Annotated in this window: 21 protein-coding genes and 1 pseudogene; 10 read left to right on the top strand and 12 right to left on the bottom strand. The window is 48.6% G+C overall.

All coding sequences use genetic code 11. The annotated features are described in order from the left end of the window. Positions 1 to 31 precede the first annotated feature (31 nt). The gene (locus tag RIE73_RS09995) at positions 32 to 4,672 is read left to right on the top strand and encodes an nSTAND1 domain-containing NTPase (RefSeq protein ID WP_446401047.1); all 4,641 of its coding nucleotides are present in this window, start codon (positions 32 to 34) and stop codon (positions 4,670 to 4,672) included. Here the strand turns inward: RIE73_RS09995 and RIE73_RS09990 are convergent, their stop codons facing one another. After that, a complete protein-coding gene (locus tag RIE73_RS09990; protein WP_446401046.1) occupies positions 4,673 to 6,706 on the bottom strand; it encodes a cation:proton antiporter domain-containing protein in 2,034 nt (677 codons plus the stop codon). It lies immediately after the preceding gene. 314 nt (positions 6,707 to 7,020) lie between these two features. Between RIE73_RS09990 and RIE73_RS09985 the strand changes: the two genes are divergently transcribed. The 6 genes and pseudogenes from RIE73_RS09985 to RIE73_RS09960 all read left to right on the top strand — a co-directional run bounded on the left by RIE73_RS09985 (position 7,021) and on the right by RIE73_RS09960 (position 13,890). Then, positions 7,021 to 7,626, top strand: a complete 606-nt coding sequence (locus RIE73_RS09985; RefSeq protein ID WP_446401045.1) for a hypothetical protein — start codon at positions 7,021 to 7,023, stop codon at positions 7,624 to 7,626. Between the two features lie 549 nt (positions 7,627 to 8,175). Further along, positions 8,176 to 8,781 carry a Uma2 family endonuclease gene (locus tag RIE73_RS09980; RefSeq protein WP_446401044.1) on the top strand — a complete coding sequence of 202 codons (606 nt, stop codon included), beginning with the start codon at positions 8,176 to 8,178 and terminating at the stop codon, positions 8,779 to 8,781. A gap of 177 nt (positions 8,782 to 8,958) precedes the next feature. Then, positions 8,959 to 11,028 carry an S-layer homology domain-containing protein gene (locus RIE73_RS09975; RefSeq protein ID WP_446401043.1) on the top strand — a complete coding sequence of 690 codons (2,070 nt, stop codon included), beginning with the start codon at positions 8,959 to 8,961 and terminating at the stop codon, positions 11,026 to 11,028. Between the two features lie 172 nt (positions 11,029 to 11,200). After that, on the top strand, positions 11,201 to 11,869 hold the full coding sequence (locus tag RIE73_RS09970) for a hypothetical protein (protein ID WP_446401042.1): 669 nt from the start codon (positions 11,201 to 11,203) through the stop codon (positions 11,867 to 11,869). Positions 11,870 to 12,007: 138 nt separating this feature from the next. Next, positions 12,008 to 12,271, top strand: a pseudogene (locus tag RIE73_RS09965) (ATP-binding protein); the annotation flags it as partial. A gap of 77 nt (positions 12,272 to 12,348) precedes the next feature. Beyond that, positions 12,349 to 13,890 (top strand): DUF3084 domain-containing protein, encoded by a 1,542-nt coding sequence (locus RIE73_RS09960; protein ID WP_446401041.1) that lies wholly within the window; start codon positions 12,349 to 12,351, stop codon positions 13,888 to 13,890. 84 nt (positions 13,891 to 13,974) lie between these two features. Here RIE73_RS09960 and RIE73_RS09955 read toward each other — a convergent pair whose 3' ends face one another. The 3 genes from RIE73_RS09955 to RIE73_RS09945 all read right to left on the bottom strand — a co-directional run bounded on the left by RIE73_RS09955 (position 13,975) and on the right by RIE73_RS09945 (position 16,598). Beyond that, positions 13,975 to 14,604 carry a pentapeptide repeat-containing protein gene (locus RIE73_RS09955; protein ID WP_446401040.1) on the bottom strand — a complete coding sequence of 210 codons (630 nt, stop codon included), beginning with the start codon at positions 14,602 to 14,604 and terminating at the stop codon, positions 13,975 to 13,977. 195 nt (positions 14,605 to 14,799) lie between these two features. Then, a complete protein-coding gene (locus RIE73_RS09950; protein WP_446401057.1) occupies positions 14,800 to 16,092 on the bottom strand; it encodes a recombinase family protein in 1,293 nt (430 codons plus the stop codon). A 143-nt stretch (positions 16,093 to 16,235) separates the two neighbouring features. After that, positions 16,236 to 16,598 (bottom strand): VOC family protein, encoded by a 363-nt coding sequence (locus tag RIE73_RS09945; RefSeq protein ID WP_446401039.1) that lies wholly within the window; start codon positions 16,596 to 16,598, stop codon positions 16,236 to 16,238. Positions 16,599 to 16,611: 13 nt separating this feature from the next. Here RIE73_RS09945 and RIE73_RS09940 point away from each other — a divergent pair, with 13 nt between their 5' ends. Continuing rightward, entirely contained in the window at positions 16,612 to 16,785 is a 174-nt protein-coding gene (locus tag RIE73_RS09940; protein WP_446401038.1) for a hypothetical protein, read from the top strand. Here the strand turns inward: RIE73_RS09940 and RIE73_RS09935 are convergent. After that, positions 16,782 to 18,383, bottom strand: coding sequence for a peptide ligase PGM1-related protein (locus tag RIE73_RS09935; RefSeq protein WP_446401037.1), 1,602 nt, complete (start codon positions 18,381 to 18,383; stop codon positions 16,782 to 16,784). The two genes, RIE73_RS09940 and RIE73_RS09935, sit on opposite strands and share 4 nt — an antisense overlap. 229 nt (positions 18,384 to 18,612) lie before the next feature. On the opposite strand from RIE73_RS09935, the gene RIE73_RS09930 reads away from it, so the two are divergent. Beyond that, entirely contained in the window at positions 18,613 to 18,888 is a 276-nt protein-coding gene (locus tag RIE73_RS09930) for a hypothetical protein (protein WP_446401036.1), read from the top strand. A gap of 359 nt (positions 18,889 to 19,247) precedes the next feature. On the opposite strand, the gene RIE73_RS09925 is transcribed toward RIE73_RS09930, so the two are convergent. Beyond that, entirely contained in the window at positions 19,248 to 19,703 is a 456-nt protein-coding gene (locus RIE73_RS09925; protein ID WP_446401035.1) for a hypothetical protein, read from the bottom strand. Positions 19,704 to 20,233: 530 nt separating this feature from the next. Then, positions 20,234 to 20,695, bottom strand: a complete 462-nt coding sequence (locus RIE73_RS09920; protein ID WP_446401034.1) for a hypothetical protein — start codon at positions 20,693 to 20,695, stop codon at positions 20,234 to 20,236. A gap of 124 nt (positions 20,696 to 20,819) precedes the next feature. Between RIE73_RS09920 and RIE73_RS09915 the strand changes: the two genes are divergently transcribed. Continuing rightward, entirely contained in the window at positions 20,820 to 21,011 is a 192-nt protein-coding gene (locus RIE73_RS09915; RefSeq protein ID WP_446401033.1) for a hypothetical protein, read from the top strand. An 84-nt stretch (positions 21,012 to 21,095) separates the two neighbouring features. Here the strand turns inward: RIE73_RS09915 and cas6 are convergent, their stop codons facing one another. The 5 genes from cas6 to RIE73_RS09890 form a co-directional block, all read right to left on the bottom strand. Next, a complete protein-coding gene (gene cas6, locus RIE73_RS09910) occupies positions 21,096 to 22,220 on the bottom strand; it encodes a CRISPR-associated endoribonuclease Cas6 (protein WP_446401032.1) in 1,125 nt (374 codons plus the stop codon). A 63-nt stretch (positions 22,221 to 22,283) separates the two neighbouring features. Beyond that, positions 22,284 to 22,733 (bottom strand): Imm30 family immunity protein, encoded by a 450-nt coding sequence (locus RIE73_RS09905; RefSeq protein WP_446401031.1) that lies wholly within the window; start codon positions 22,731 to 22,733, stop codon positions 22,284 to 22,286. Continuing rightward, positions 22,733 to 22,975 carry a hypothetical protein gene (locus tag RIE73_RS09900; RefSeq protein ID WP_446401030.1) on the bottom strand — a complete coding sequence of 81 codons (243 nt, stop codon included), beginning with the start codon at positions 22,973 to 22,975 and terminating at the stop codon, positions 22,733 to 22,735. Before RIE73_RS09900 ends, RIE73_RS09905 begins: the two co-directional genes overlap by 1 nt. Before the next feature lie 8 nt (positions 22,976 to 22,983). After that, positions 22,984 to 24,087: a zinc ribbon domain-containing protein gene (locus RIE73_RS09895; protein WP_446401029.1), complete on the bottom strand. Its 1,104-nt coding sequence runs from the start codon at positions 24,085 to 24,087 to the stop codon at positions 22,984 to 22,986. Next, a complete protein-coding gene (locus RIE73_RS09890) occupies positions 24,087 to 24,692 on the bottom strand; it encodes an IS607 family transposase (RefSeq protein WP_446401028.1) in 606 nt (201 codons plus the stop codon). Before RIE73_RS09890 ends, RIE73_RS09895 begins: the two co-directional genes overlap by 1 nt. Positions 24,693 to 24,744: the final 52 nt, after the last annotated feature.

Genomic DNA, 24,744 nt, shown 5'->3' with positions numbered 1-24,744 from the left:
TTATGATTAACAATAAATCAGCATCAGGGACATGGGACAGCTTGTCATCTTTGACCTCGACGGCGACTTAGACCAAGGCGTAAACGTGACGCTGGAAATTCGTTCAGCCTGGGAGACGAGACGCGATCGCGCTGGGTTATTGTTGAAAACTCGCCGCCAAGGTAAATTACCCCCTTGTCCCCAACTAAGTCAACAGTATCGTCACTGGCAAACCCTCTATCGCCAATTACTGCTGCTGTATCGCTTAGAAGAGCGTGCCAACCCCGTCACCAATGGTTCACGCACTACCACTGTCACCGCTTGCCAGCAGCAAGCCCAACTCTTAACCCAAACCTTTAACCATTGGCTGCAAGCTGAACCCTTCCGTCCCCTGCGTGAGCAACTGTTAGCCGAACTCCACCCCACGGAACCCGTTTGGTTGCTGCTGCAAGTGCCAAATGACACCTTACGCCGATTGCCTTGGCATTTGTGGGAGGTTTTAGCCTCCTATCCGCAAGCCGAAGTTGCCTTGAGTCCCCCGATTTATGATCGCATTGAACCTATCGTTTCTTCCCGACAACAACTCAGGGTGTTAGCCGTTTTTGGTCACCGTGCCGGCATTGATGTCGATGGCGATCGCCGCCTGTTCGAGAGCCTTCCCCACCCCATAGAGACGGTATTTCTGGTCGAACCCTCGCCGCAACAGTTAACCCAGTATCTGTGGCAACCCCAAGGCTGGGATATTTTCTTTTTTGCCGGACATAGTGCCAGCCACGCCGACGGCACAACGGGACAAATTGCCCTGAACGCCCACCAGTGCATTGGGTTAGAATCCCTCAGCTATGCCCTCAAACAAGCGATCGCCCGAGGACTGCGTTTGGCAATCTTCAATTCCTGTGATGGTCTGGGGTTAGCCCGGTCATTAGAACGCCTGCATCTGCCGCAAACCATCGTCATGCGCGAACCTGTACCCGACACCGTTGCCCAGGCATTTCTTAAGCATTTTTTGACCGCTTTGGCAAGAGGAGAAGCCCTCTATTTAGCGGTGCGGCAAGCCAGAGAACAGTTGCAGAGTTTAGAAACCCACTGTCCCGGCGCAACGTGGCTACCGATCCTGTGTCAAAATCCCACCGCCCATCCCGATTTTTGGCAGACGTCGCCGTTCATCCCAACTGCCCCACGCCAACACCCTTGTCCCTATCGCGGATTAGCGGCTTTCCAGGAAACCGACGCCCCCTTTTTCTTCGGGCGGGAAATCGTCACCGCCAAACTGCACCACGCCGTACAGCAGCGTCCCCTAGTCACGCTCATCGGTGCCTCGGGTAGTGGCAAATCCTCCCTAGTCTTTGCCGGATTAATTCCCCAGCTACGGCAACAGGGCAACTGGCTGATTGCCAGCTTACGTCCCGGCGATCGCCCTTTCTGGCGCTTGGCGGCTGCCTTGCTCCCCTGGCTCGAACCTTGTGGGGGAACGACTGACCAGCTTGTCGAAACGCAGAAGCTAGCGACAGCCCTACACCAGGGAGACATTATCCTCGCTGATATTATTGACCGCATCCAGTCGAGATCCCCAGCCCCTTGCCAACTCCTACTGGTCGTCGATCAACTGGAGGAGTTGTATACCCTGTGTCCCGCCACCGCAGAACGCCAACAGTTTCAAGATACCCTACTCGCCGCCCTGCACTCCCACACCAAGTTCACCCTCGTCGCCACTCTCCGAGCGGATTTCCTGGAATCTGCCCTCGCCTACCGTCCCATGGCAGACGCCTTGAGCGCCAACCCCCCCGAATTGCTCACTCCGATGAGCCGCACCGAACTGGCGGCGGCAATTACCCAACCGGCACAGCATTCAGGTTTGCAAATGGCTGACGGTTTAACTGAACGACTCCTGGATGCCGTCGGTGTGGCAACGGGGAATCTGCCGTTACTGGAATTTACCCTGACCCGACTCTGGGAACAGCAAAACGATGGCAGTCTCACCCATGAGGCTTATGATCATCTGGGGGGCGTCGAGCAGGCGTTAGCTCAGTATGCCGAGCAGGTGTATGGTAAACTGGACGCCGATGCCCAAAACCGCACCCAGCACATCTTTACTCAACTGGTGCATTTGGGAGAGGGTACGGCTGATACCCGCCGCTTTGCCACAGCCACAGAAATCGGGGCGGCGAATTGGCAGGTTGTCTGCGACTTAGTGGCTGCCCGGTTAATTGTGATTCGCCAAGCCGACGGTAGAGAATCAGCCGTCGTAGAAATCGTCCATGAAGCCCTGATCCAACACTGGGGAAGATTACAGCAATGGCTAGCCGCCGATCGCAGCTTTCGCCTATGGCAGGAACGATTGCGGGTGGCGATGCGCCAATGGCACGCCAATCATCGCTCTCCTGATGCCCTGTGGCAAGGGGTACTGCTGTTAGAAGCACAGCATTGGTATGAGCAACGGCAATCCTCACTGAGTCGGCAGGAACAGGACTTTATTCACGCCAGTTTCACCCACCAAACCCAAATCCGTCGCCAGCGCGATCGCCAACGTCGTCGCTCTGTGGCGAGTCTCACCAGCGGTTGTGTCACTGTTGTGGTGTTAGCAAGCCTAGCCATCTGGCAGTGGCAACGGATTCAGTTCGCCCAAGCCAATGCCCAACTGGATGCAGCGAGTACATCGGTGGCAGAACTATCGGCGGTGGGTTTCGAGTTAGAAGCTTTGGTTGCTAGTATCCACACGGGTTGGCAGCTTAAACAGTTCAAGGCTCATCCTCATACCCGGACCCAAGTGATTACCTCGTTACAGCAATTGCTGTATGAGAGTCGCGAATTTAACCGCCTCGATGGTCATACCCGCACAGTGATTGCCACCGACTTTAGTCCCGATGGGCAAATGCTGGCATCGGCTAGCAATGACCAGACTGTAAGGCTGTGGCGGCGTGATGGTGAACTCTTGGCAACGCTTAGGGGACATGAGGATTTGGTCAGAAGTGTCAGTTTCAGTCCCAATGGTAAAATTCTGGCATCGGCGAGCTATGACCACAGGATTCGCCTCTGGCAACCGGATGGAGAGTCTGTGGCGGTGCTGACCGGACATACTGACAAAGTGAATAGTGTTAGCTTTAGTCCCGATGGACAACTGTTTGCCTCGGCGAGTGCTGACCGCACGGTGAGGATATGGCAAACGGATGTCAATGGTATTCCTCAGTCGGGAGCGATCGCTCTGAACGCTCATCCCAGTTGGGTGTTAGCCGTCAGCTTTAGCCCCGATAGCCAAATTCTGGCTTCGGCAGGGAGTGATGGCACGGTGAGGTTATGGCAACGGGATGGCACACCTGTTGCCGTTTTGGACGCCCAACAGGGTTCGATTCAGAGTATTAGCTTTAGCCCTGATGGTCAGTCTTTAGCCGCCGCCACCAACCAGGGGGCAATCGTCCTGTGGCAACGGAATCACCAGGGTACGTTTAGTTCCCCCCAGGTTCTCACCGGACACCGCCAAAAAGTTTGGCGGGTGCGTTTTAGTCCCGATGGTCAGTTCTTGGCTTCGGCTGGTGCGGATCGGTCGGTGAAGCTATGGCGACGTGATGGGACATTGGTGACGACATTGGACGGGCATACCGCTTCAGTCCATGATGTGAGTTTTAGCCCGGATAGTCAAATTCTCGCCTCGGCATCGCGTACAACCATTCGCCTGTGGTATACTCATCAGCGTCAGCGCCCTCGTTTACAGGGACATGTAGCGGCAGTGAATCATATTCGCTTTAGCCCGGATGGAGAGATCCTGGCGACCGTTAGCGATGACCACAGCTTGAGGTTATGGCGTAGGCATGGCAAACATTTGGCAACCATAAGGGGTCATCAGCAATCAATTCACCGCCTGGAGTTTAGCTTAGATGGTCAGCTGATTGCTACAGCCAGCGCTGATGGTATGGTGAAACTCTGGACGATTCAGGGACAACTTCAGCAAACGCTGCCCCATCAAGCTGGGGTACGGGATGTGGCGTTTAGTCCGGATGGACAATGGTTAGCCACGGCTGGGGATGATGCCCAGATTGGACTTTGGCGGCAACGTCCGACGGGTCAGTTTACGCTGCACCAGTTTCTGCAAGGGCATCAGGGGCAAGTCTTATCGGTGGCGTTTAGCCCGGATGGTCAAGGTTTAGCATCGGGGGGTGAGGATGAAACGGTGAAGTTGTGGCGATGGGACAGCGGGGAGAATTCGGGTTGGCGTCTTGAGCAAACCCTGACAGGTCATTCGAGTTGGATTGATGGTATCAGCTTTAGTCCCAATGGTCAACTATTGGCTTCGGCTAGCGCTGACAGTAGCGTGAAACTGTGGCGACGGGATGGCAGTTTACAGACAACCTTATTGGGACATCGAGACCAAGTCAAGCAGGTGGTGTTTAGTCCCGATGGTCACATCCTCGCCTCTGCCAGTAGCGATCGCACGATCAAGTTTTGGAGTCTCCAGGGAACGCTATTGCAAACCCTGAAAGGACATGATGATCAGGTCTTGAGTCTAGATTATCACCCGGATGGGCAAACCTTAGCCTCTGCGAGTCGCGATCGCACTGCTATTCTCTGGAATCTGAATTTAGAGGAGTTACTCGAACAAGGTTGTGTTTGGAGTCAAGACTATCTGTGGACTAACTCTACCTTAACCCCAAGCGATCGCCGGGTTTGCCCCCTCAATTCCTCGGTTAAATTGGATTGATCAGCTACTGCTGGGAAAATGTACGACAATGATAGAGGTGTCTTGCTGAGTTCGGGCGATCGCCTCCGGTTCTCCCCCCAATGTGGGAATTGCCAAAAGGTAGCTGGGATGGGTACTTGCCGTCAAAATCAGTAAATCATGACGTTGCACCATCCGCGACACATTCTGCACAAAATTTCCCCGCATTTCCACCAACCCACTCGTGTTTGCCAATCCCCACTCCCTGGGCTGACAGGCAAATTCCCCCACTCCCGTCACCACAATCACTAATCGAAACGTGGCTTTCAACGCCGTTGCTAAGGTTTGCGCTAACGTCACCGTCGGTTTAAATGTCACCGATACCGTCTCCTGATCCGTCGCCGCTAATACCACTCGTGCGGTATTCTCAATTGGCTGGGAAAATCGGGCAATTAATACCGGAACCTGAGAACGCCAGATCACATTATCAATTACACTACCAAAAAAGCTCTCCCGCGTCGTGGAATACCCCTTCCAGCCACAAATAATCAACGTCGCCTCCCGTTCGGCGGCGGTGCGGGTAATTCCTCGGTCAATTGTATCATCTACCCGCCCAATCGGTTCTACCTTAGTTACAGCAGCATGGGCGATGCGTTCCGCTGCTGCTAAAAGTTGGCTTTGCAGCAGCTTCGCCTCTGGGGAAATGAATCCAGTTTTATCCGATAAAACATGCAGCGGAAGTAAGGTTCCCTTGGCTGTTTTTGCTAAAATTAACGCCAATTGTAATAAATTATCTTCCGTTTTGGGATTCGCCACCGGAACTAACACCCGTTTTGCCAAGGATGGCGGTTTTCCTTGATTTCCTCCCTCCTGTTGTCCGTGAAGTTTCACTTGTTTTCCCCAGCGTTCGGTAATCCAAGGTGAGGCGACACAGGTGACTAAAATCATGGCAATTATCCCATTTACGGTTAATTGATCCACCAGTTGAATTTCATACGCTACGGTAATCGCCGCCAAGGTAGACGCCGCCTGTGCCATGGACAACCCAAACATGACCATAATACTAGGAAATTGAAACCCAAATAGCTTCCCGGGTATCCAAGCTGCGCCAAACTTACTCACCATTTCCGCGCCAATCATTACCAATGCCACCAAGATTGATTTCGGCTGCTTGACTAAAATTAACGGGTCAATTAACATGCCCACAGAAATCAAAAAGAATGGCACGAATAAGGTATTGCCAATGAACTGAATCCGATTCATGAGCGGACTCAATTGGGGAATAATTTGGGTAATCGCAATTCCGGCTAAAAATGCGCCAATAATCGGTTCAATTTCAATTAAACCTGCTGCATAAGACACGATAAACAATGTGGCGAGGACAAAAATAAATTCTGCTCCTTCATCATGTCCAAATCGGCGAAAGAACCAGCGCCCTAGTTTGGGAACGCCCCATAATGTTGCCACTGTATAGATAGTGAGGGCGGGAATCAGAAACAACCAGAACCCTAGGGTGAGATTTCCGCCATCGGCTTTCACCACTACGGCTAGAACTAAGAGTCCCAACACATTAGTAATCAGCGTTCCGCCCAAGGTTGTAGTGACGGTTTGCGTCCGCATTAATCCCAACTTGGTGAGGATAGGTAATGCTAAAAGTGTATGGGTGGCAAAACAGGATGCGACGAGAATGGAGGCTAACCAACTATATCCCAGGAGTAACATTGCCACTGTACCTAGAATCATCGGCAAAGAGAACGTGGCTAACCCAAAAATTGCGGCTTTATCGGCGTTATATTTTAGGTCATCCAGGCTGGTTTCGAGTCCCGCCATGAACATTAAAAATAACAGTCCTACCGTTCCCAAGAGGATGATGGTACTATCCCGTTCCAATAACCCCAGTACATTGGGTCCAACTATCACACCCGCCAGAATTAAGCCAACAATACCCGGAAGTCGCAACCGTTCAAACAGGAGTGGCGCGACTAACATAATTGCCAAAATGGTTAAAAAGACGGCAACAGGGTCAGTTATTGGACTCGGAAATAAAGCAACCGCCGTTAAGGTAGGATACATCATAAGTAGTTGAACAAAACTAAAGTTAACGGTTGAGAGGAGGGAACAGGGAACAGGGAACAGGGAACAGTAAGGGTTTTAGGCTTCTAAACCTGCTCTAACTGAATTATGAATGATTCTTGATAAAATGGGTTAGGTGATGAATGATATCGCTGGCTGCTTAATAAAGGACAAATGGCTAATGACTAAGGACGAATGTCGCTGACTTAAGCTGGGTTCGTAGTAGGCACTTTAGTGCCAGAAGTGAAGACAGCACTTACTACAAACTCTAAAGTCAGTGCCATTTGACTAAGGACTACTGACTAAGGATAATTACTATGGCATATAGTGACTTTAAAAGTCTGGCTCACGTTCGAGAATCCTTTGGGTTAAGTCTGGAAGAACCGGATGACTTATTTGCGAGTATACCCGAACTGCTGCCCAGTGAGTATCTGCAAATAACCTTAACCGAAAATGTTTCGCTGGCGACGGCTATCAATACCGAAAAGGCACGGGCTGAGTTAATTATTACTCCTGTGCTTTTGGAGGTGCGGCGACAGTTTGGGTTTAAAATTGGCTTTTTCTCGGGGTCGGAGTTTAATGTGGCTCCTAGTGCGGGTTTAAATGGATATTGTGATTATATTCTGACGGCTTCCCCAGAGTCTTATGAAATTCGCACTCCTGTGCTTACCTTGGTTGAAGCTAAGAATGAAAATATTAAGTCGGGGTTGGCGCAGTGTATTGCTGAAATGATTGCGGCTCAACTGTTTAATCAAGGCAATGAGGAACCGAGGGAGAGTATTTATGGGGCGGTAACTACGGGAACGGAGTGGAAATTTCTGGAGTTACGCGATCAGACTGTTTTTATTGATAAACGCGACTATTTTATTAATGAGGTGAGCCGGATTTTGGCTGTTTTAGCTATGCCGTTTCAGGCTAAGTAGTCGGACAAAAGAAAACGGTACTGTATCAAGTGCAAGTAAATCACCCTCAAACCCTTACTGTTCCCTGTTCCCCGTTCCCTGTTCCCTAATCTCAACCGTTAACTTTAATTGTGTCCACCCACTTATTCAGCATCATGGTGCGTTACGCTGCGCTAACGCACCCTACAATTTATACAATTTCAAGAGGATGATTTAGCCAATTGGACAAAATGCTGCCCAGTGCGATCGCGCTTTCCTCCGCAAAATTTTAACCTTTCCCTCAAAAGGTGAACCCGATTAATCGAGGATAGTCTCAGCCCTTCTCCAATCCACCTCACCCAGGGACAGCCAGCCTGAGACTAACTCTCTATTGTAGAAAAGCCCAAGAGTGCGATCACGATCTAAAATCAAATATTCCTCAATTTCCCCGTAAGTATAAGGAATCACGCTCTAAGACCAATATAAGCCAGTGGAGTTATTGAGGTGCGATCGCACGTTTCCATTCCACTCCAATACCCTTCCTTGGTTATCATACAATAATGCAATGCCGCGCTAGGTGATGGTACTTCTATGACCCAAACTCCCCTTCTCACTCCACCTTCCACCGATCAGCGTATTGTCTATTCCAGCATTACCTGGGAACAGTTCAAGCTAATTCAGGCTGGTTTTGCTAACTCTCCGGGTATTCGGCTCGCTTACTATGACAGCACTATTGAAATTCTTATGCCGGGACGCGAACATGAAATGTTTAGTCGGCTCATCAGCTTTTTAATTGGGTTATTTTGCCTGGAAAACGCCATTGAATTTGAACCTACGGGTTCCATGACTCAAGAGCGAGAAGGAGCTGTCTGTGCCCAAGCCGATGAATCCTACTGTTTTGGCGCATCCAAGCCAATTCCCGATCTCGTTATTGAAGTCGTGTTCACCAGTGGTGGTACTGATAAACTGAAGCGGTATCAGGCGTTGGGCGTGCCAGAAGTGTGGTTTTGGCAAGACGGTTTATTTAGCCTCTATCGCCTACGGGATAATCAGTACGAAAAAATTACCCGCAGCGAAATTCCTGAACTGGCAACGCTGAGTATTGATTTGCTCACCCGTTGCGTGTTGATGGCTCAGACGTCTCGCTTGGAGGCAGCCAAAGCGTTTCGCAACGCCCTTAAATCCTCATTGGCTTAATCTTAGGGGCGCACTGACGTCATTGGTGTCAACTTAAGCTTAATAGCACTGAAAATTTGCAGTTTTGGTCGCCGAAACCCCTGATAAGCTGTCACGCATTTAAATTGGGAATGAGTAGAGACTTTCCATGACTTTCTCTACTGAAATAGGTTACTTGACATCGGAAATTCTAAATTAATGGTTCAATCCACTCTCTATGTCAACCCAGCAACGGGTCAGGATACGAATACAGGTTCTGCGGATGCTCCCTTTCTCACCTTAACCCACGCCATCGCACAAGCTACGGCTGATACCACGATTTACCTGGCACCGGGGATGTACAATGCGGCGCAGGGGGAGCGTTTCCCGATTGTGATTCCGTCGGGGATTGTTGTTATTGGTGATGAGTCGAGTAAAGGTAAGGATATATCTATTGTGGGGAGTGGTGAGTATAGTAGCCCCAGTTTTGGCAGTCAATCGATTACGGTTAAACCTGATTCTCAAGCGGAATTGCGCGGGGTGACGGTGACGAATCCTGTGGCGAAGGGCACTGGGATTTGGATTGAATCCACTGCCCCGATTATCGCGAATTCTACTTTAACTCGTTGCGGTCGGGAGGGAATTTTTGTCACGGGGACGGCAAAACCGCTGATTATGGATAATGAATTGAGCGACAATGCCTCTAGTGGTATCTTCCTGGTGCGGAATGCGAAGGGGGAACTGCGGCGCAATCGCTGTCAACGCACGGGGTATGGGATTGCCTTGAGTGATAATGCGGCGCCGTTAATTGCTGATAATACGTTAATCAATAATCAGGCGGGACTTGTTCTCTCTCGCCAAGCTCAACCCGTTCTGCGCCGGAATCGGATTGAAAATAATACCAATGGGGGGCTAATTGTCAATGGGTCGGCTCAACCGAATTTAGGCAGTCGCCAAGACCCCGCCGGGAATATCTTACAAGATAATGGTGATGTTGATTTACAAAATAGTACGTCTTTGACATTAGTTTCGGTGGGCAACTTGTTAAATCCTGCCCGGATTTCCGGTGCAGTTACCTTGGGTGCAGCAGAGGTTCCTGCATCAGCCTTGGGTCCGACTCAGTTTAGTGATTTGGGCAATCATTGGGCAAGTGGGTTTATTCAGGAATTAGTTAAACGGGAGTTAATTAGCGGGTTTCCCGATGGTACATTTAAGCCGGAAGCGAATATTACCCGCGCCCAATATGCGGCGATTATTGCCCAAACCTTTAACTTACCGCGCCAGGTGGGGGCGACATCGGGTTCATTTCGCGATGTGACGGATAACTTTTGGGCGGCGGCGGCGATTCGCAAGGCGGCGAATATGGGATTTATCTCTGGATTCCCGGATGGCACATTTCGCCCCCAACAAAATCTGACCCGAACCCAGGCGCTAGTATCCATTGTGAATGGGTTGGGATTAGGGAGTGGGAATGGCAACCTACTCTTGTTTTACCGCGATCGCGCCCAGATTCCCAGTTATGCCACAGACGCCATTGCAACGGCGACACAACGGCAATTGGTGGTGAATTATCCCCGCCCGCAAGAACTCAAACCCATGCAACCAATTAGCCGCGCTGAAGTCGCTGCCTTAATTTATCAGGCGTTAGTCTCAACCGCCGAAGCCTCGGCTATCTCATCTCCTTATATTGTTAACCCGGAGGGGTATGTTCCCTCCTTTACCGATATTCAAAATCATTGGGCGGCTGATTTTATTCGCCCTCTGGCGGGATTAAACTTAATTAGCGGCTTTGCCGATGGTAGCTTTAAACCGGATGCCCCCTTAAATCGGGCGCAATATGCCGCGTTAGTGGTGAAAGTCTTTAACCCTACACCCATCCGCCCCGCCACCCAATTTAGCGACGTTCCCGCCAACTTCTGGGCGTCAGCCGTGATTAGCCAAGCCTATCGCGGTGGCTTCCTCTCCGGCTTCCCTGACCAAACCTTTCACCCTCAACAAAGTTTACGGCGGGTTGAGTTGATTGTCTCCTTAGTCCAGGGGCTGTCGTTACCTGAGGCAGAGGGAAACCGCTTGGAAATTTACCAAGATCAAGATAATATTCCCATTTACGCCCAATCTGCTGTAGCGGCGGCTACTCAAGCCGGGATTATCGTCAATTATCCCAAACCCTCCCGGTTAAACCCGAAAAAAGCTGCCACCCGCGCCGATGCTACGGCGTTTCTGTATCAAGCTTTGGTGCAGCGAGGACGTGTCAATGCTATCAATTCCCCGTATATTGTTCAAGGATAAGGAAGATGGGAGAGATGGGGGAATTGTCGGGGCGGGTTTTACCGTTGGTGTTGGGTTTACACCCTAATATCTATCACTCAATGTAATCAGTGTAATCAGTGTAACTAACCTCTCACATCCCTATGCCAATCTCTCCATAAATCCGTGAAATCAGTGTTTTGACCAATAACGAATGACCAATGAAATAGAGTCAGCCATTATTTATGCCGTAGAGTTACTCAGTCACTATGGATTTGAACTGAGGGGATATTCTGCGGCAGAATTAGTTGAGTGTTGGTTGCAAGACTATCCCGCCCAGTGGATTCGTTTGGCGGTGATTGAAGCCTTGTATCAGGGACGGTATAAGGCGATTTCAGTTGAACAAATTTTAGCCGTCTGGGGGCGACGAGAACAGCCTATCTATCGCTTTAATCATGAGTTTGAACGGTTGATTTGTCGTAAACTACCCCAAGATTTGAACGCCCCCGTTGATACGACATCCGAATCGATGTCCTGGATAGAGAGTTTCCCGGATATGTTTGAGTCAAGTTCTACGGTTGCGGTGGCGGAGTCAGAGGAATATGTTGTCACTGAATCGGCGACTGAATCCGTTGAAGCATTACCGCAAACGCCCGCCCAGCTTGAACCAAGAACGGAACGGGTTAGGGAACGCGATCGCACACCTCCAGACCTAGCTTCTCCTGATCATACCTGTCTTCCTGATCCAGTGGATGGGTCACGTCGTGAAGCGAACCACCACCCCATTGATCAATTTACGCCACCGCCCGATGATTCGGACTTTTATCTGAAACTCAAACAAGTCGCCCAACCGTTAGAGTGTCAATCCAGTCATAAGTTATAACCAGGGAACAGGGAACAGGGAACAGGAAACAGGAAACAGAGGATGATGCTCGATTTAACCGTAAAATTTCTTTCCCTATTTTAGCTGTGTTCTATCAGGTTTGGTTGAATCCTTACATTTTTATCACCTTATATAATCGCTAATATATTTGACCCCTTTTTCACTACCAAACCTGTCGGAAATGGCACAGGTTTAGGGTTGTCAATTAGTCACCAGATTATTGTTGAAAAACACAAAGGTCAAATCCATTGTTATTCAACCCCTGGGCAAGGCGCAAAAAATGTTATAACAATTCCCTTAATAAGTATGCCTTACTCTCCGATAAAATATCAAGATAGCCGAGGCAGAGGGGAAGATGGGGAAGATGAGGGAGAAGATTCCCAATCAACAATGAACCATTAACTCCATCTTTTTTAGCAAAAAACTATAATCCGCCTCAGCCATAAGATAGGCTGTATCTGGACAGACGTAATACCGTGATGACCAGCGCTTACATCCTGATCGTGGCAATATTACTGTTGGGAGGAGTCCTCGCCACCTTAGGCGATCGCATTGGTACGAAAGTCGGCAAGGCGCGGCTGAGTTTATTTAACTTACGTCCTCGTAAAACGGCGACGGTGGTGACGATTATGACGGGATGTTTGATTTCTGCCTCAACTTTGGGTATTTTATTCGGTCTGAGTGAATCCCTGCGGGAAGGGGTGTTTCAACTGGATAACATCCTGCGACAACTTAGACATGCGCGTCGGGATGTGGAAGTTGTTAATGCCCAGAAACAACAAGTAGAGGGCGAACTGGCTAAAACTAGAGCCGAGCAAGCCAAAGTACAACAGCGTCTGGATGAACTGAACAGCAATTTCCAGAAGGCTCAAGCTCAACTGCGAGATATCTCAAAACAGGCAAGTAATCTACGTTCAGAAATTCAGTCACTCTTGGCTGAACGTGAGCAGTTAATTGAGCAACGAAATCAACTTAATGCAGACATTAGCCAGCTTAAAGAGTTAGTGGCTCAACGGGATCAGGAACTGGAGGAAACCAGCCAGCAACTGGCGCTAAAAAACCAACAACTTGAGCAGAGAAATCAGCAACTGAGGGAAAAAGAGCAGGAACTTGGCCAAAAAGATAACGTGATTGAAACCATGGCTGAACGGGAAGCTCGTCTTCAGGAGGCGATCGCCCAACGAGAAGCCCGTCTTCAAGAACTGCAAGCCGAACTCAAAGAGGCGATCGCCCAACGGGAAGTTCGCTTGGCTCAACTGGAAGAGGAACTTGCCCAACGGGAACTCCTCATCGCCCAACGTAACCAACAACTCCAAGAGCAAGAACAACAATTGGCGTTTTTAGAACGGCAAGTCGATATTCTGGAGCAATATTATCAGAACTATCAAGCCCTGCGTCAGGGCAATGTGGCAATTTTACGTGGTCAAGTGTTGGCATTTGGCGTGGTGCGTATTGTTGAACCCTCAGCTGCATCTGAGGCGGTTGATCAACTCCTGCGGGAAGCCAATCGAACCGCCACTGAAATCATTTTGCCCGGATCTGAGGCACCGAAGCAACCCTTAGTTCAAATTACTCAAGCCCAAGCCGAACAGTTAATCGAGCAAATTCAAGATGGTCGCGACTATGTGGTGCGAATTCTCTCGGCTGGAAACTATGTGGTTGGGGAAAAGCCGATTCAAGCCTTTGCTGATGCAGCGCTCAATCAAATGGTGTTTCAACCGGGGGAAGTGTTAGCTGCTGTTTCTATTGATGCTTCAACCTTGACAAATAAGGCGGTACAACAGCGCATTGACCAGTTACTCGCCGCCTCTCAGTTTCGCGCTCGTCGCGCTGGAGTTCTCGGTTCGATTCAAGTTGCCGATGGTGATCCGTCTACCCTGATTCGCTTTATAGAACAGTTAGCCGAATCTGAGCAACCTCTGGCGGTGAGAGCGATCGCCCAAGACCAAACCTCTACCGCCGGACCGTTGAAAATGCAGTTAGTCGCGATTCAGAATGGACAGATTGTTTTTAGCACTTAAGTGGAATGGTTCTGGCTCAAGGCTGGTGGACAATGCCCACCCTACGACTATTGCCTATTGCCTATTGCCCAGCGCGAAGCGCTATTACTGATGCATCTTGCCATCTGGTAAAACAGCGCCCGTGAGTACGGCAGCTTTAAAGTTAGCCCCCATAACAATTGCCCCCCGCAGATCAGCCACCATTAAAATTGCCTTGGATACATCAGCGCGAATCAAACAGGCTTGAGAGAGATCAGCGCCTCTCATATCCGCCCCTTGTAGGATTGCTCCAATTAAATCTGCATTCTTTAAGCTTGCCCAATGTAAAGTAGCCTGGTGCAGCATCGCGCCGTGTAAATCTGCTTGATAAAGACAGGCTTGGGCAAGATTGGCAAACATCAAGCTGGCTTCCCGCAGATGCGCCCCCGTCAAATTAGCCCGTTTTAAGTTGCATTCAATCAACGTGGATCTAACTAACTCAGCCGCCGTTAAATTGGCATCGTTGAGTTCAGCTTTGCTTAAATTAGCCACGCTTAAGTTGGCTTGACTCAGATTGGCTTCGCTCAGGTTTGATCCTTTTAAACTAGCACCACTGAGATTAGCACCGCTCAAGTCGCTGCGCCTCAGATTCGCCCCATTGAGAATTGCTTCAGTCAGATAGGCTCCCCGGAGTTCAACTCCCTCAAAATCTCGCTCTCCGGCAGCATAACCCTTTAGCAATTCAGCAGCATCCATAAAAATTCCCAGGTCTTAGCCTCTCGCTAACGTTCTAATTCATCCGTGGTTTGAGGCAGTTGCACCTGGTTGGGATGGGATTATCCTCGATTTACCTAGTATGAATAGAATAATCAGGATAACTTACATGAGTCACGATATGCACCCAAGCTAGATATCATACTCTATTCGGACTCCTGTATGATACCGTTTTTGTCAAAAGATAAAAATCAGTTGAAGCCGCCACTCTTTACCCTGGCGAATGAGTTGGACTTGTCGAATAAATTCTCGAAAGTAAAATCGGCGCTCAGATTCCGATAAATCTGACCAGAATTGGGGAATGGATACGGTTTGGGCGATCGCGCCTAAATTCACAGGGGGTAGGGAAGCAAGCTGGGAAAGGAGTTGAGACTGTTCGGTGCGAAGTTTATAGGCGCGAAGCTGGGCGGTTTCATTATCTAGGACACCTGTGGCGGTTAAGTGGTTAAGCTGGTCTAATACCGCTTTTTTCTCAGTCATCTGCCTGATTAGAGATTGTTTGACCTCATCCAAGTTGGGGAGGTTCATTCCGGCTACAGCACGGGGTAACTCTTGACAAATGGCTTGAATTGTGGAATCTAAAACCTGCTGGTAGGGAATCCCACGGCATTTAGGACGTTTGGGACAGTTAACCGGACGCAGGTAAAGATATTCCCAGGTTTGGCGGGGGCGAGTGACACTGGTGACACTCATCGGGGAGTGACAGTCACCACAGACAACTAAACCCGCTAAGGAACGGGGGGCGCTGGCGGTTCGAGAGGGGAGGCGACGGTTGCGACGCAGCAGGCGGTCGATTTGAGCAGCTTCTTCGCGGTTGAGAATCGGGCTATGGGTGTCACAGATCACTTCTCCATGGCGATAGGCGAGATCACCCCGATAGACGGGGCTGGTTAACCAACGCTTACCTGTTGCCACGGAGATTTTTTTACTATACTTTTTTTCCAGATACCGCACCGCACCGCGTAATGAGCCGTACAGCAGAAATTGGTCAAAAAAATCCTTGACTAACGGGGCGGTACTGCGATCCAGAATATAGCGGTCTTTGCCCCGTCGGTAGCCGTAGGGGGCTTTTCCGGGTGGAGGTAAGGCGTTGAGGCGATTACGGGCATGTCCTTGACGCAGGCGGCGAGAACTGGCTTCTTGCTGGACTTCACTGAGGAGTTGGAGTAAGTTGGTTTGGGAGTTGGGGTCATGGGAGGAGTAGGATTGTTCGGTTGCCATGACAATAACGCCTAAATCTTGGACTTGAGTGAGGCGATCGCTCACTTGGGTAATAGAGTCGCCGAGTTCCTCCAAACGACGGATCAGCAGATAATCAGTCGGTTCAGTTTGACAATCAGCGAGAAGTTGTCGCCACTGTTGACGCCCCCCCAAATCTTGATAGACGTGATCCACTTCCCACCCCCAGATAACTGGATCTGGAGGAGATTCTAACAGGGGATCAGTATAGAGATAGGCGACGATTCGCATTTTTGACCCTTCGCAACGCTTTTCGGACATGGTTTGTAGGGGCGGGTTTCACGACTCTCGTTTCTGATCTAGCCCAGATGTAACTAAACCCGCCCTGACTGAGGGCAAGAGTTTAATGATGACAAAGGACAAATGACAAAGGACTAAACTTGACTGAGTTCAATGATGTTACCATCGGGATCTTGAGTGAATAAAGCCGCCCGACCAGACGCGCTCATTTGAATCGGGCAGTTATGTGCCAATAGCTTAGTTTTGGCATCATCTAAGTTAGCCACCGAGAAGGCGACGTGAGGATTGCGTCCCCATTTTTTCGGGTTTTGCAGGTGAGTGGAGAGTGTGGTGTCAACAATCAGGTGAAGTTGAACATCGCCAATTTGATACCAGACACCTGGATATTTTAGCGATCGCTCGACTTTCGATAACCCTAAGATGTTGCCATAAAATTGTTCGGCACTCTCCAGGTTAGAGACGAGAATAGCCGTATGGAGACATTGGGTAATTTGCATGGCGAGTTAGCTGTTGAATGCGATTCTAGTTTTCATTGTGCCGGATAAGTACCTGGACATAACTTCTGTACACTGTATAGCAGAAGGCAGAAGGCAGAAGGCAGGAGGCAGAAGGCAGAAGGCAGAAGGCAGAAGGTTGATTATTGATACTTCGCCGTTTCAGCCGTTCAATATGTGCTTGGATTAGTTGGAGAACCAGGAAATCGGTTCACAGGGGTAAGAAAATTGGTCATTATCAGTCCCTGTGGTTTCGTGATCCAACACTTGCATCACTTGGTTATACAGTGCCTCTGCTTCCGGTGGGGAATCGCCAATACAGGTTAATCCCAGTTTGCCAAACTCCGACAGGGCACCCATCAGATGAAACACATTGCCAGTCCGGGTACTGCTATCAAAATGCAGGCGATAATGGGTAATAATATCCATCAGATCATTAGGCATTAACCCTCGGTAATGATCCCGTTGTAAATTATCCGTAGCGATGTAATACTTCTGGCGACCTTGCTGGCTGTGAAATAAACCCGTTGAGGCGTCATAATGACCATTGGTTAAATACCGCAGCGACATAAATGGATGGGTGGTTCCCCCTTTGCGTAAGTTAATTTCGATCGCCTGTAACTCCCAGACATTCTCCCCCTTCTCCGGCTGGTGAACGGCGACAAAATCCACGCCATACCGCTCAATCGCACCTTTTTCTGCCAGGATCTGACCCACTTTAATTCCCATCTGTTGTAAGGGTAAGCGATAAGCGGCATCAGCGGGAAATCGACAGCCCAGATAAATCTGACCATCGGGACCCCCTAAAATTTGATCATGGGTGGAGAGTATCTTCACCTCACCATGAGGTGTAATATACCCTTGCACACTGGGCGATCGCTTTTTCTCTCCTTCGATAAAGACCTCGACAATCGCGCCTAACTCTGGGATGCGACTGGAAAATTGAGTCCAGGTTTCGTTATTTGCCTGAAAGCCTAAATGGTCTAAGTCTTCGTGGATAGCGGCAACCCGTTGATCATGAGACGCTTTCCCTGGCGCAGCGTCGGGGATTTTTCTCAAATCCAGAATCGCATTCCCTTCCCCAGAAAAGCCTTCATTGAGTTTAATCACTATCCGCTTTAAATCGGGATGACGTTCCCACAACACCGCCGCCGCTTCGACTAACTCCTCCACTGTCCACAGCGTTTCGCAGCCATCGGGATGGGGAATACCACTGAGTTGAAAAATTTCCCGACTCCCACTCTTGGTACCCCAGTGGAGTAAATCGGGGTCAGGTGCCAGAAGCGGTAAACCCAGTTTTACCGATAACTCTCGCTCAAACGGGGTAGAATTATAACAAACCATGTACGACTTGTGCGGACGCAGCGCCTGACGAATTCGCGCCATTAACCGGGGACGTTCTAATATTTTTTGGCTCAGGGGTTTGAGTGAGCCATCATAGGTGGAGAGGAGCATCAAACGCTCACGAGCGTGAGAAAAGGGAATGCCGGGTAAAAGTTGCAAGTAATAATCAATCACAATCGGCGATAGCGGTACCGCCGTCACATAAATCAGGCGGGTGCGGGGATTGCGTAAGCGAATCAGGGAAAATAACAGCCGTTCCTCATAGTGGAGAAAACCGGGAATCTTCGCCAGTTCCCGCTGATCCACAGTCACAGATGGCACCACCAAGATGTCGCGATCGTCCTGGTCAAACAGATCAATACTAGACCAGCGATCGCGCAACCGACTCTGAAGCCGCCGAAACCGTTCTGCTTGTGTGGAGGAGGAAGAATTCAATCCATCCATTGCCCCTGAACTGCCTAAATATTATACATAAGTAGTCGGACAAAATTAAAGTTGACGGTTGAGATTAGGAAGGAACAGTAAGGATTGGAGGCTTGTTAACATTTCTTAGCACAGCGGACAGAATTGATGTCCAGGGACTTAGCCATAGTAACGGTTAGTGGGAACAACTGTGATATTGTAAACGTTAATCTTTGCAAAGCAATCAACGTTTACTGGCAAAACATCAAGGATGAGCCTCTATCCCCAAACTAAAGCCCTGGAAGGGCGGATCACTATTTTTACGCGAGTCATCAGCATCATGTTTATGCTGTTTGGTATCGGTGCTGCCATTGCCCAACTGGCTAAAATCTCTCCGTTTTTAGAGTCCTATCCGGGCTGGACGTGGAATTTGAGTAATGTCAGCGCTTTAATTTTAGGCATCCTCTTGTCATTCTTGAATATACCGATGGATTGGGATTCGTTATTTCCAGAGACCAAGAGTTTGCTGAACTGCTTCTCTCGTTAGGGTTTTTGTTTTTTGTGATTGTCAATTATTTCCGGCAGGTGTTTGAATTTGGATTATTAAAACCTAGAGCAGAAGATAGGAAGTTACGTCTTTAAATCTTACTCAGTAGCGAGCGAGACGTTCGCACTACTGGATTGACACAGCTAAAATTTGGGAATAGGTTGGGTTTGTAGTAGGGGCTTTAGCCCCTGATTTATTAAGTTTTATGGGTGTAATGCTAATCCATCAAATAAGGTATGCCGCGCCACTACGGGATTGACACAGCTAAAATTGTGGAATAGATTTGACGTTTAAACCGGGCGCAAGTCCTTGCGCCCCTACAATTCTAATCCATCAAATAAGGTGTGTCTTGTCACTACTTACTGGAAAATGCTTTTAATTATATCGGGAAGATGGCGATCGCCGGAAAAGAAATCGATACCAACTAAGGATTTGAGTAAGTAGGCGAATAGGAATAAACTGGCGCTTAGTAGCAGGTTTGCGCCTAATAGTAGGATAATCGCCGCGATCACATTGCCAACTTTAGCTACGCCTTTGGGGATGTAACGCCGGGGTTTTCGTCGCCTATCTTTACCAACTAATAACACGACATAGAAGCGGGTAACGATTAAATCGACTAAAAATCTTAAATCGACAATCTTGGGTGATGGCTTAGGAATTGCCTCATCTAACAGATTAAATATTGCCTGAAGTTGTTGGGTATTGAAACTTGCCCGGAGTTCTGGCTCCATTTTGTCGATGTAATACTGGGGCGTGCGATCGGCATAGTTGGGGATTTTGGGCTGAGATTGTCCCGGTAAGGTTGAAGTTTTCACGTTATTGTCTCCTTGATTGATTTGATAATTAAGCCAAGAACTAAAGTTCTGGCTTAAAGCTTAAACCCGTTAAAACGGGTTAAAACGATTACTCGGTTTTTTAGCTTGAGGTTATCGGCATAGTTGGGAATTTTTGGCTGAGATTGTTCCGGTAAGGTTGAAGTTTTCACGTTATTGTCTCCTTGATTGATTTGATAATTAAGCCAAGAACTAAAGTTCTGGCTTAAAGCTTAAACCCGTTAAAACGGGTTAAAACGATTACCCGGTTTTTTAGATTGAGGTTTCGGAATGTTATTTCCTGGCGTTTGAGGTTGTAGGTTGGGTTTCGACTTCGCTCAACCCAACAGAATAGAGGGCTAAAAGTTTTACTACAAGCCGGATATCCTGTAGGGTGGGCACTGCCCACCAGCATACCAGTCAGTGACATTTCTCTTCAGTCAGTGTTATTCAGGTTAGGATACATTGAATCGCTGATACAAAAAGGTAGCCGTAATAATCATTTGGTTTTCTGCTTGTTGCTCGATCAACGATTAACGTATAACCATCATGTCCAAAATTCGACCGACGGCTAAGCCACTAAAAGCTAGGGTGACTAAAAACCAAAAGGCTTGAGTGTTTTTTAATCCGGTGGCTTGTATCGGTTGTTTTGCAAATGCTACACCAAAAGCTAGAATTATGCCTAAAAGCCAGATTAAAAATAAGGCAATAACTAACAGTTGAAAGTTGAAACGTAGGCTGGGGGGGTACGCCCTGGCTAGGGTGCCGATCCAGACAACGCCAACCACCCAAGTGATGGCTAAGGCGATCGCGCTTTTGCCTCGCCAAGCTAAGTGTACGGTGACGGCTTGGGTTCCTAGCCAAATTAGGGCTGGGGCTTGATAAAGGGATAATAACCAACCGACTACGATGTATCCGACGAGGAGACTGATTAGATGTAGCCCCAGTAGGGATTGTCCGGATTCGATTGTTGGTGTAGATAGTTTTTGTATCATTCGGGGAATCTCATGCTTTGTCTTTTGTCCTTCTTAGATTCAGGATTCCCGTTTTTTTGGCGAAACTCACACATCGGAAAGGTTTGGGCTGAAGGGGTGACAAGCTAAGTCAAAGGTAGGCAGGGTGTGGGGTGTGGGGTGTGGGGTGTGGGGTGTCGGGTGTCGGGTGTCGGGTGTCGGGTGTCGGGTGTCGGGTGTGGGGTGTGGGGTGTGGGGTGTGGGGTGTCGGGTGTCGGGTGTGGGGTGTCGGAAGTGCAGAGTTCATTTATCGGTGAGGAGGGCGGGTTTTGTTGTTCCGTTATTGGTGGATATTTGAATTGAGTCCCTAAACCCGCCCCTACAATTGTGCCTAAATCCGCCCCTACAATTGTGCCTAAATCCGCCCCTACACAAATACTTGTTATCTGTCATTGTTCAAGATGGCACGGCGGGCTAATTTGGCGTAAGTTTTAACGGTTTGGTAACGCATCTCTAGATCATCTGCGATCGCCTGTAAGGATTCACCCATTTCTCGTCGTGCTAAGATGGTTGCCCAGGTTTCGGCGATATCTTGCGCCCGATTTCCCCCCTGGCGCTGGCGTTGGGCGAGAAATTGTTGGGTTAATTCGCTGATGCGTTCGGCTAATAGGGTTTCCATGGAGGGGAGGGCGGGGGTTTCAGGGGATAACCAGCCGAGGCGAGTTTGTCCTAAACCAAAGGGGGTTTTGTGTCCGGTGCCGCAGTAGGGGGCAAATTGGGTTAAGGTATGGAATAATTGGCTAAATTCTGGGTGTTGGCTGGCACCTGAGTCCAGTCCTAACGCGATCGCACCTGTGAATCCGGTGACGACTCCTTTCTTTCCGGCTGCAACTTTCATCGATTCTAAACGGTGACGCTGAATCACTACATTTTCCTCTACCCAGTCTAAAAAGGCGGTTTGGTTAAAGGGGCGATCGGAAAAATCATTCCAGCGCCGCAAATAGCTGTGGAAGAGATTCGTGGGAACTGGTAAAGGGAAATGGTGTCCCTTGCGGCGAAAGCTGGTGGGGGTAAGGAAGCTGAGGCTTAGGGATTGGGGTAGGGTGGGGGTTGGGGTGAATAAGTTAGGATAAGTGGTTGGTGCTAAAGCAATGTGCCAACGGCTAATTTTCAGGACAGTACGGCGTAATTTAATTATATCTGGCAGGTGATGAACCCATTCAGCTAGCCATTGGGTTAGGGGTTGGTAAAGGGCGGTGATGTACCAACGGTAGGTTGTATCGGGTTTGAGTTTGAGGGTTTTTCCAGAGGTGAGGAAGTCTCCGTCTAAGCGCGAGAGGGTGAAAGGTTTCTCGGATTGACCATCATGGAGATAGGCGGAGAGTTCGGGGTTAGTTTGGCGGACTTGATCTAAGAACCAGGCGTGAAGTCCGACGGTGTATTGAGTATAGAGGGAGTCTGGGGCGTTGGCGATTAATTCTAAGACGAGTCCGACTAATTCTGTATCCGGCGCCCAGGGATGGCGGGATGGAGGGGGTTGGGTTTGGCGGCGTTTGCGGGGTGCCATGATGGGATGAATGCCGGATTTTTAAGGGATTGATCCTATATATATAGGGTAGACTGAGTTGTCTCAAACCTGTTTCATTAACTCCCCTGGCGAATTCAGATCGGTTAAATGACGAGTAGCGCTGTCTTCAAGCAATTGACGGATAAAATTTGGGTGTTGTGAGTTAACCGAATGTAACAACTCTCGATACAACTGACAAGCCGAATCATCATTTAAAATCCGAGTATGGATGATTCTCGCCCAATCTTGAGCCAACCCGATTAACTGAGGCGCCACAGTAATAAATGCTTGAAGCTGTTGCTGTAAATCAAAGGATTCTAGAAAATGAAGCAGACTAAACATGACCTCTGGCTGTTCACAGCGATCATCGAACATGAGATGTAAGGTGGGTAAATCCTCGGTTTGAGGATGCTTTGCTAGTTCAGCTAACGCCGTTTCAAAGGCGATCACCTCTTGGCGCGATCGCATCAATTTATTAGCCTCTAAGACACGAATCCAATTGGTTTGTGACATCAGCTATTTTCTCCCTGCTCAAAAATACCCTGCCAACCTAACTTATTGAACTGGATAATATCCTGTAAGCTGCGTCTAATTTCTGGCGTATAAAGTCCCTGACGCCAATAAATTGATCGCGCATCTCTAATCTCTCTAGCCAGAGCCTGTCTAGGCGAAAGACTTAAATCAGGAGATTGTCCATAAGAGATAGTTTGACGATGACGACCTCCTTGACCGGGCAAAGGATGTTCCATCATCATAGCAATGGTTATCCAAAACTTTGACGTTTTGAACTTAAGTAGGAACGGAGACCATAAACTCCCGCCGAGCCTAAAAGCTCCAAGTTGTGTGCCGCATTGTGGTCAGCATGGGCAAGGTAGCCACAATGAACACACCTAAACCTGTCACCTTTTCGGTTTCGTCTATCCCATCTGTTGCAGTTCGAGCAGAACTGCGAGGTCTTGAAGGGGTCTTTCACCACTAGCTGAATCCCCTCCTCCTCACACTTCCTCTCCAACAACTGCACCAAAGTACGATATAGCCAATGAGACAGCCGCCTGTTAAACAGGCGAGAGAACGTCCCTCGTTTTCCCTGTTTAACCTTCTTTAAGTCCTCAATACTGAGAACTTTTACAGAAGACCAATCAACTTTCTTCAGGGCATGACCCAACCGAGATTTAATTTCGGCGTGGGTATGCTTTTGACGCTTTTTAAACCCCTGAATTCGTTGATAAATATCTTGTCCAACTACCTGTGAGTCACTGAAGACGACGCCATTTTTGTAGTTGGAATCCATCCCCACTACCTGACCTGATGTTTTCAAGGGAGGTCTAACTTTCTCAAAGATAAAATCAATCCATAATCTCCCTTTCTTCAACCCCATGCGGATCGTTTTAGAGAGTTGCCATCCCTGAGCTATCCGTTGATTGATGACTGAGGTGGACTTGAGCGGGATAACTAACTTGGGCGCCCCCGAGCCGATCAGTTTGACGCACCAATCAAAGCCCTTCTTTTTAAAGGGAGAGATAGTGACGAAGTGGTAAAATAAGGTAACTGTGTGCCGTTTAAGTTGAGGTTTCCGTTTTCTATCTTTCTTGTGAACAGAAGAAACACACTCACTTGCTTGTTTGGCAAGTGCTTGCCCCAAACGGGTTGTGATGCCAAACTTTTTCTTGGCTCGGTGAACGGTTGGCAGGTCAGCCAGTTTCCCGGAAAATTCTTTTCGCTGCCAAAACAGGTCAACAAAGTACTGCATGACATCATGGCATTGAAACAAGAATTGACGCACAACCTCGGATTTTCCCACATTCAAGTCATTCAGGTAAACTCTGGCTGTGCGCTTCATCAAGTTCTTTTTTTTTCTTGATGCCATTATTCGGTCTCCTCTAATATCTTAATCGCTGCAAGCGTTTTTTTCCGTCCCCGACGTTGCCCGTATAGTCGAGCGGCAAATGATGTGAGAATAGCCACTAAATCTTCCATCAAGTCGTTCGTGCAGTTATCGGCTGAGTTGATCACTTCTATCCGAAAAGGAGCCAATGACTCAAACCATCTAAAACCAAATCGAGTCAGTCTATCTTTATTTTCTACCAGTAATACATCAAACTCTTCTGACGCAGCGAATAACTTGTGCAGTTTTTTCCGGTTGTCGTTTAACCCAGAAGCAAATTCTTTGGTTATCGATACAATTCGATATCCTTTGGCAGTGGCATACCGAGTCAATCCATCAATTTGTGAGGACATCGCTGCCTTATTTTCAGAAGATGACTCTCGTGCATATATTGCACAGCGAATATCTGATGACTTAGGTTGATCTCCGGCCTGTTGGGAAACCCACCAAGCGGGAATGTACACCCGACCCGTTTCCTCTTTGATGTAGGGAATTTGGTTTTTGTACACCTTGCGCCTAAGAGTCCAAGGGTTTACCCCCAGAATCTCAGCCGCTTCAGTTATCTTATGCCGTCTTTGTTCTGCCATACATAAAAGTATAGCAAATAAAGTCAAAGTTTTAGATAATTAGTTATCATGC

Origin of the sequence: Coleofasciculus sp. C1-SOL-03 (assembly GCF_040220555.1) — a bacterium.
Lineage (GTDB): Bacteria > Cyanobacteriota > Cyanobacteriia > Cyanobacteriales > Coleofasciculaceae > Coleofasciculus.
This window is presented reverse-complemented; position numbering and strand designations above follow the sequence as displayed.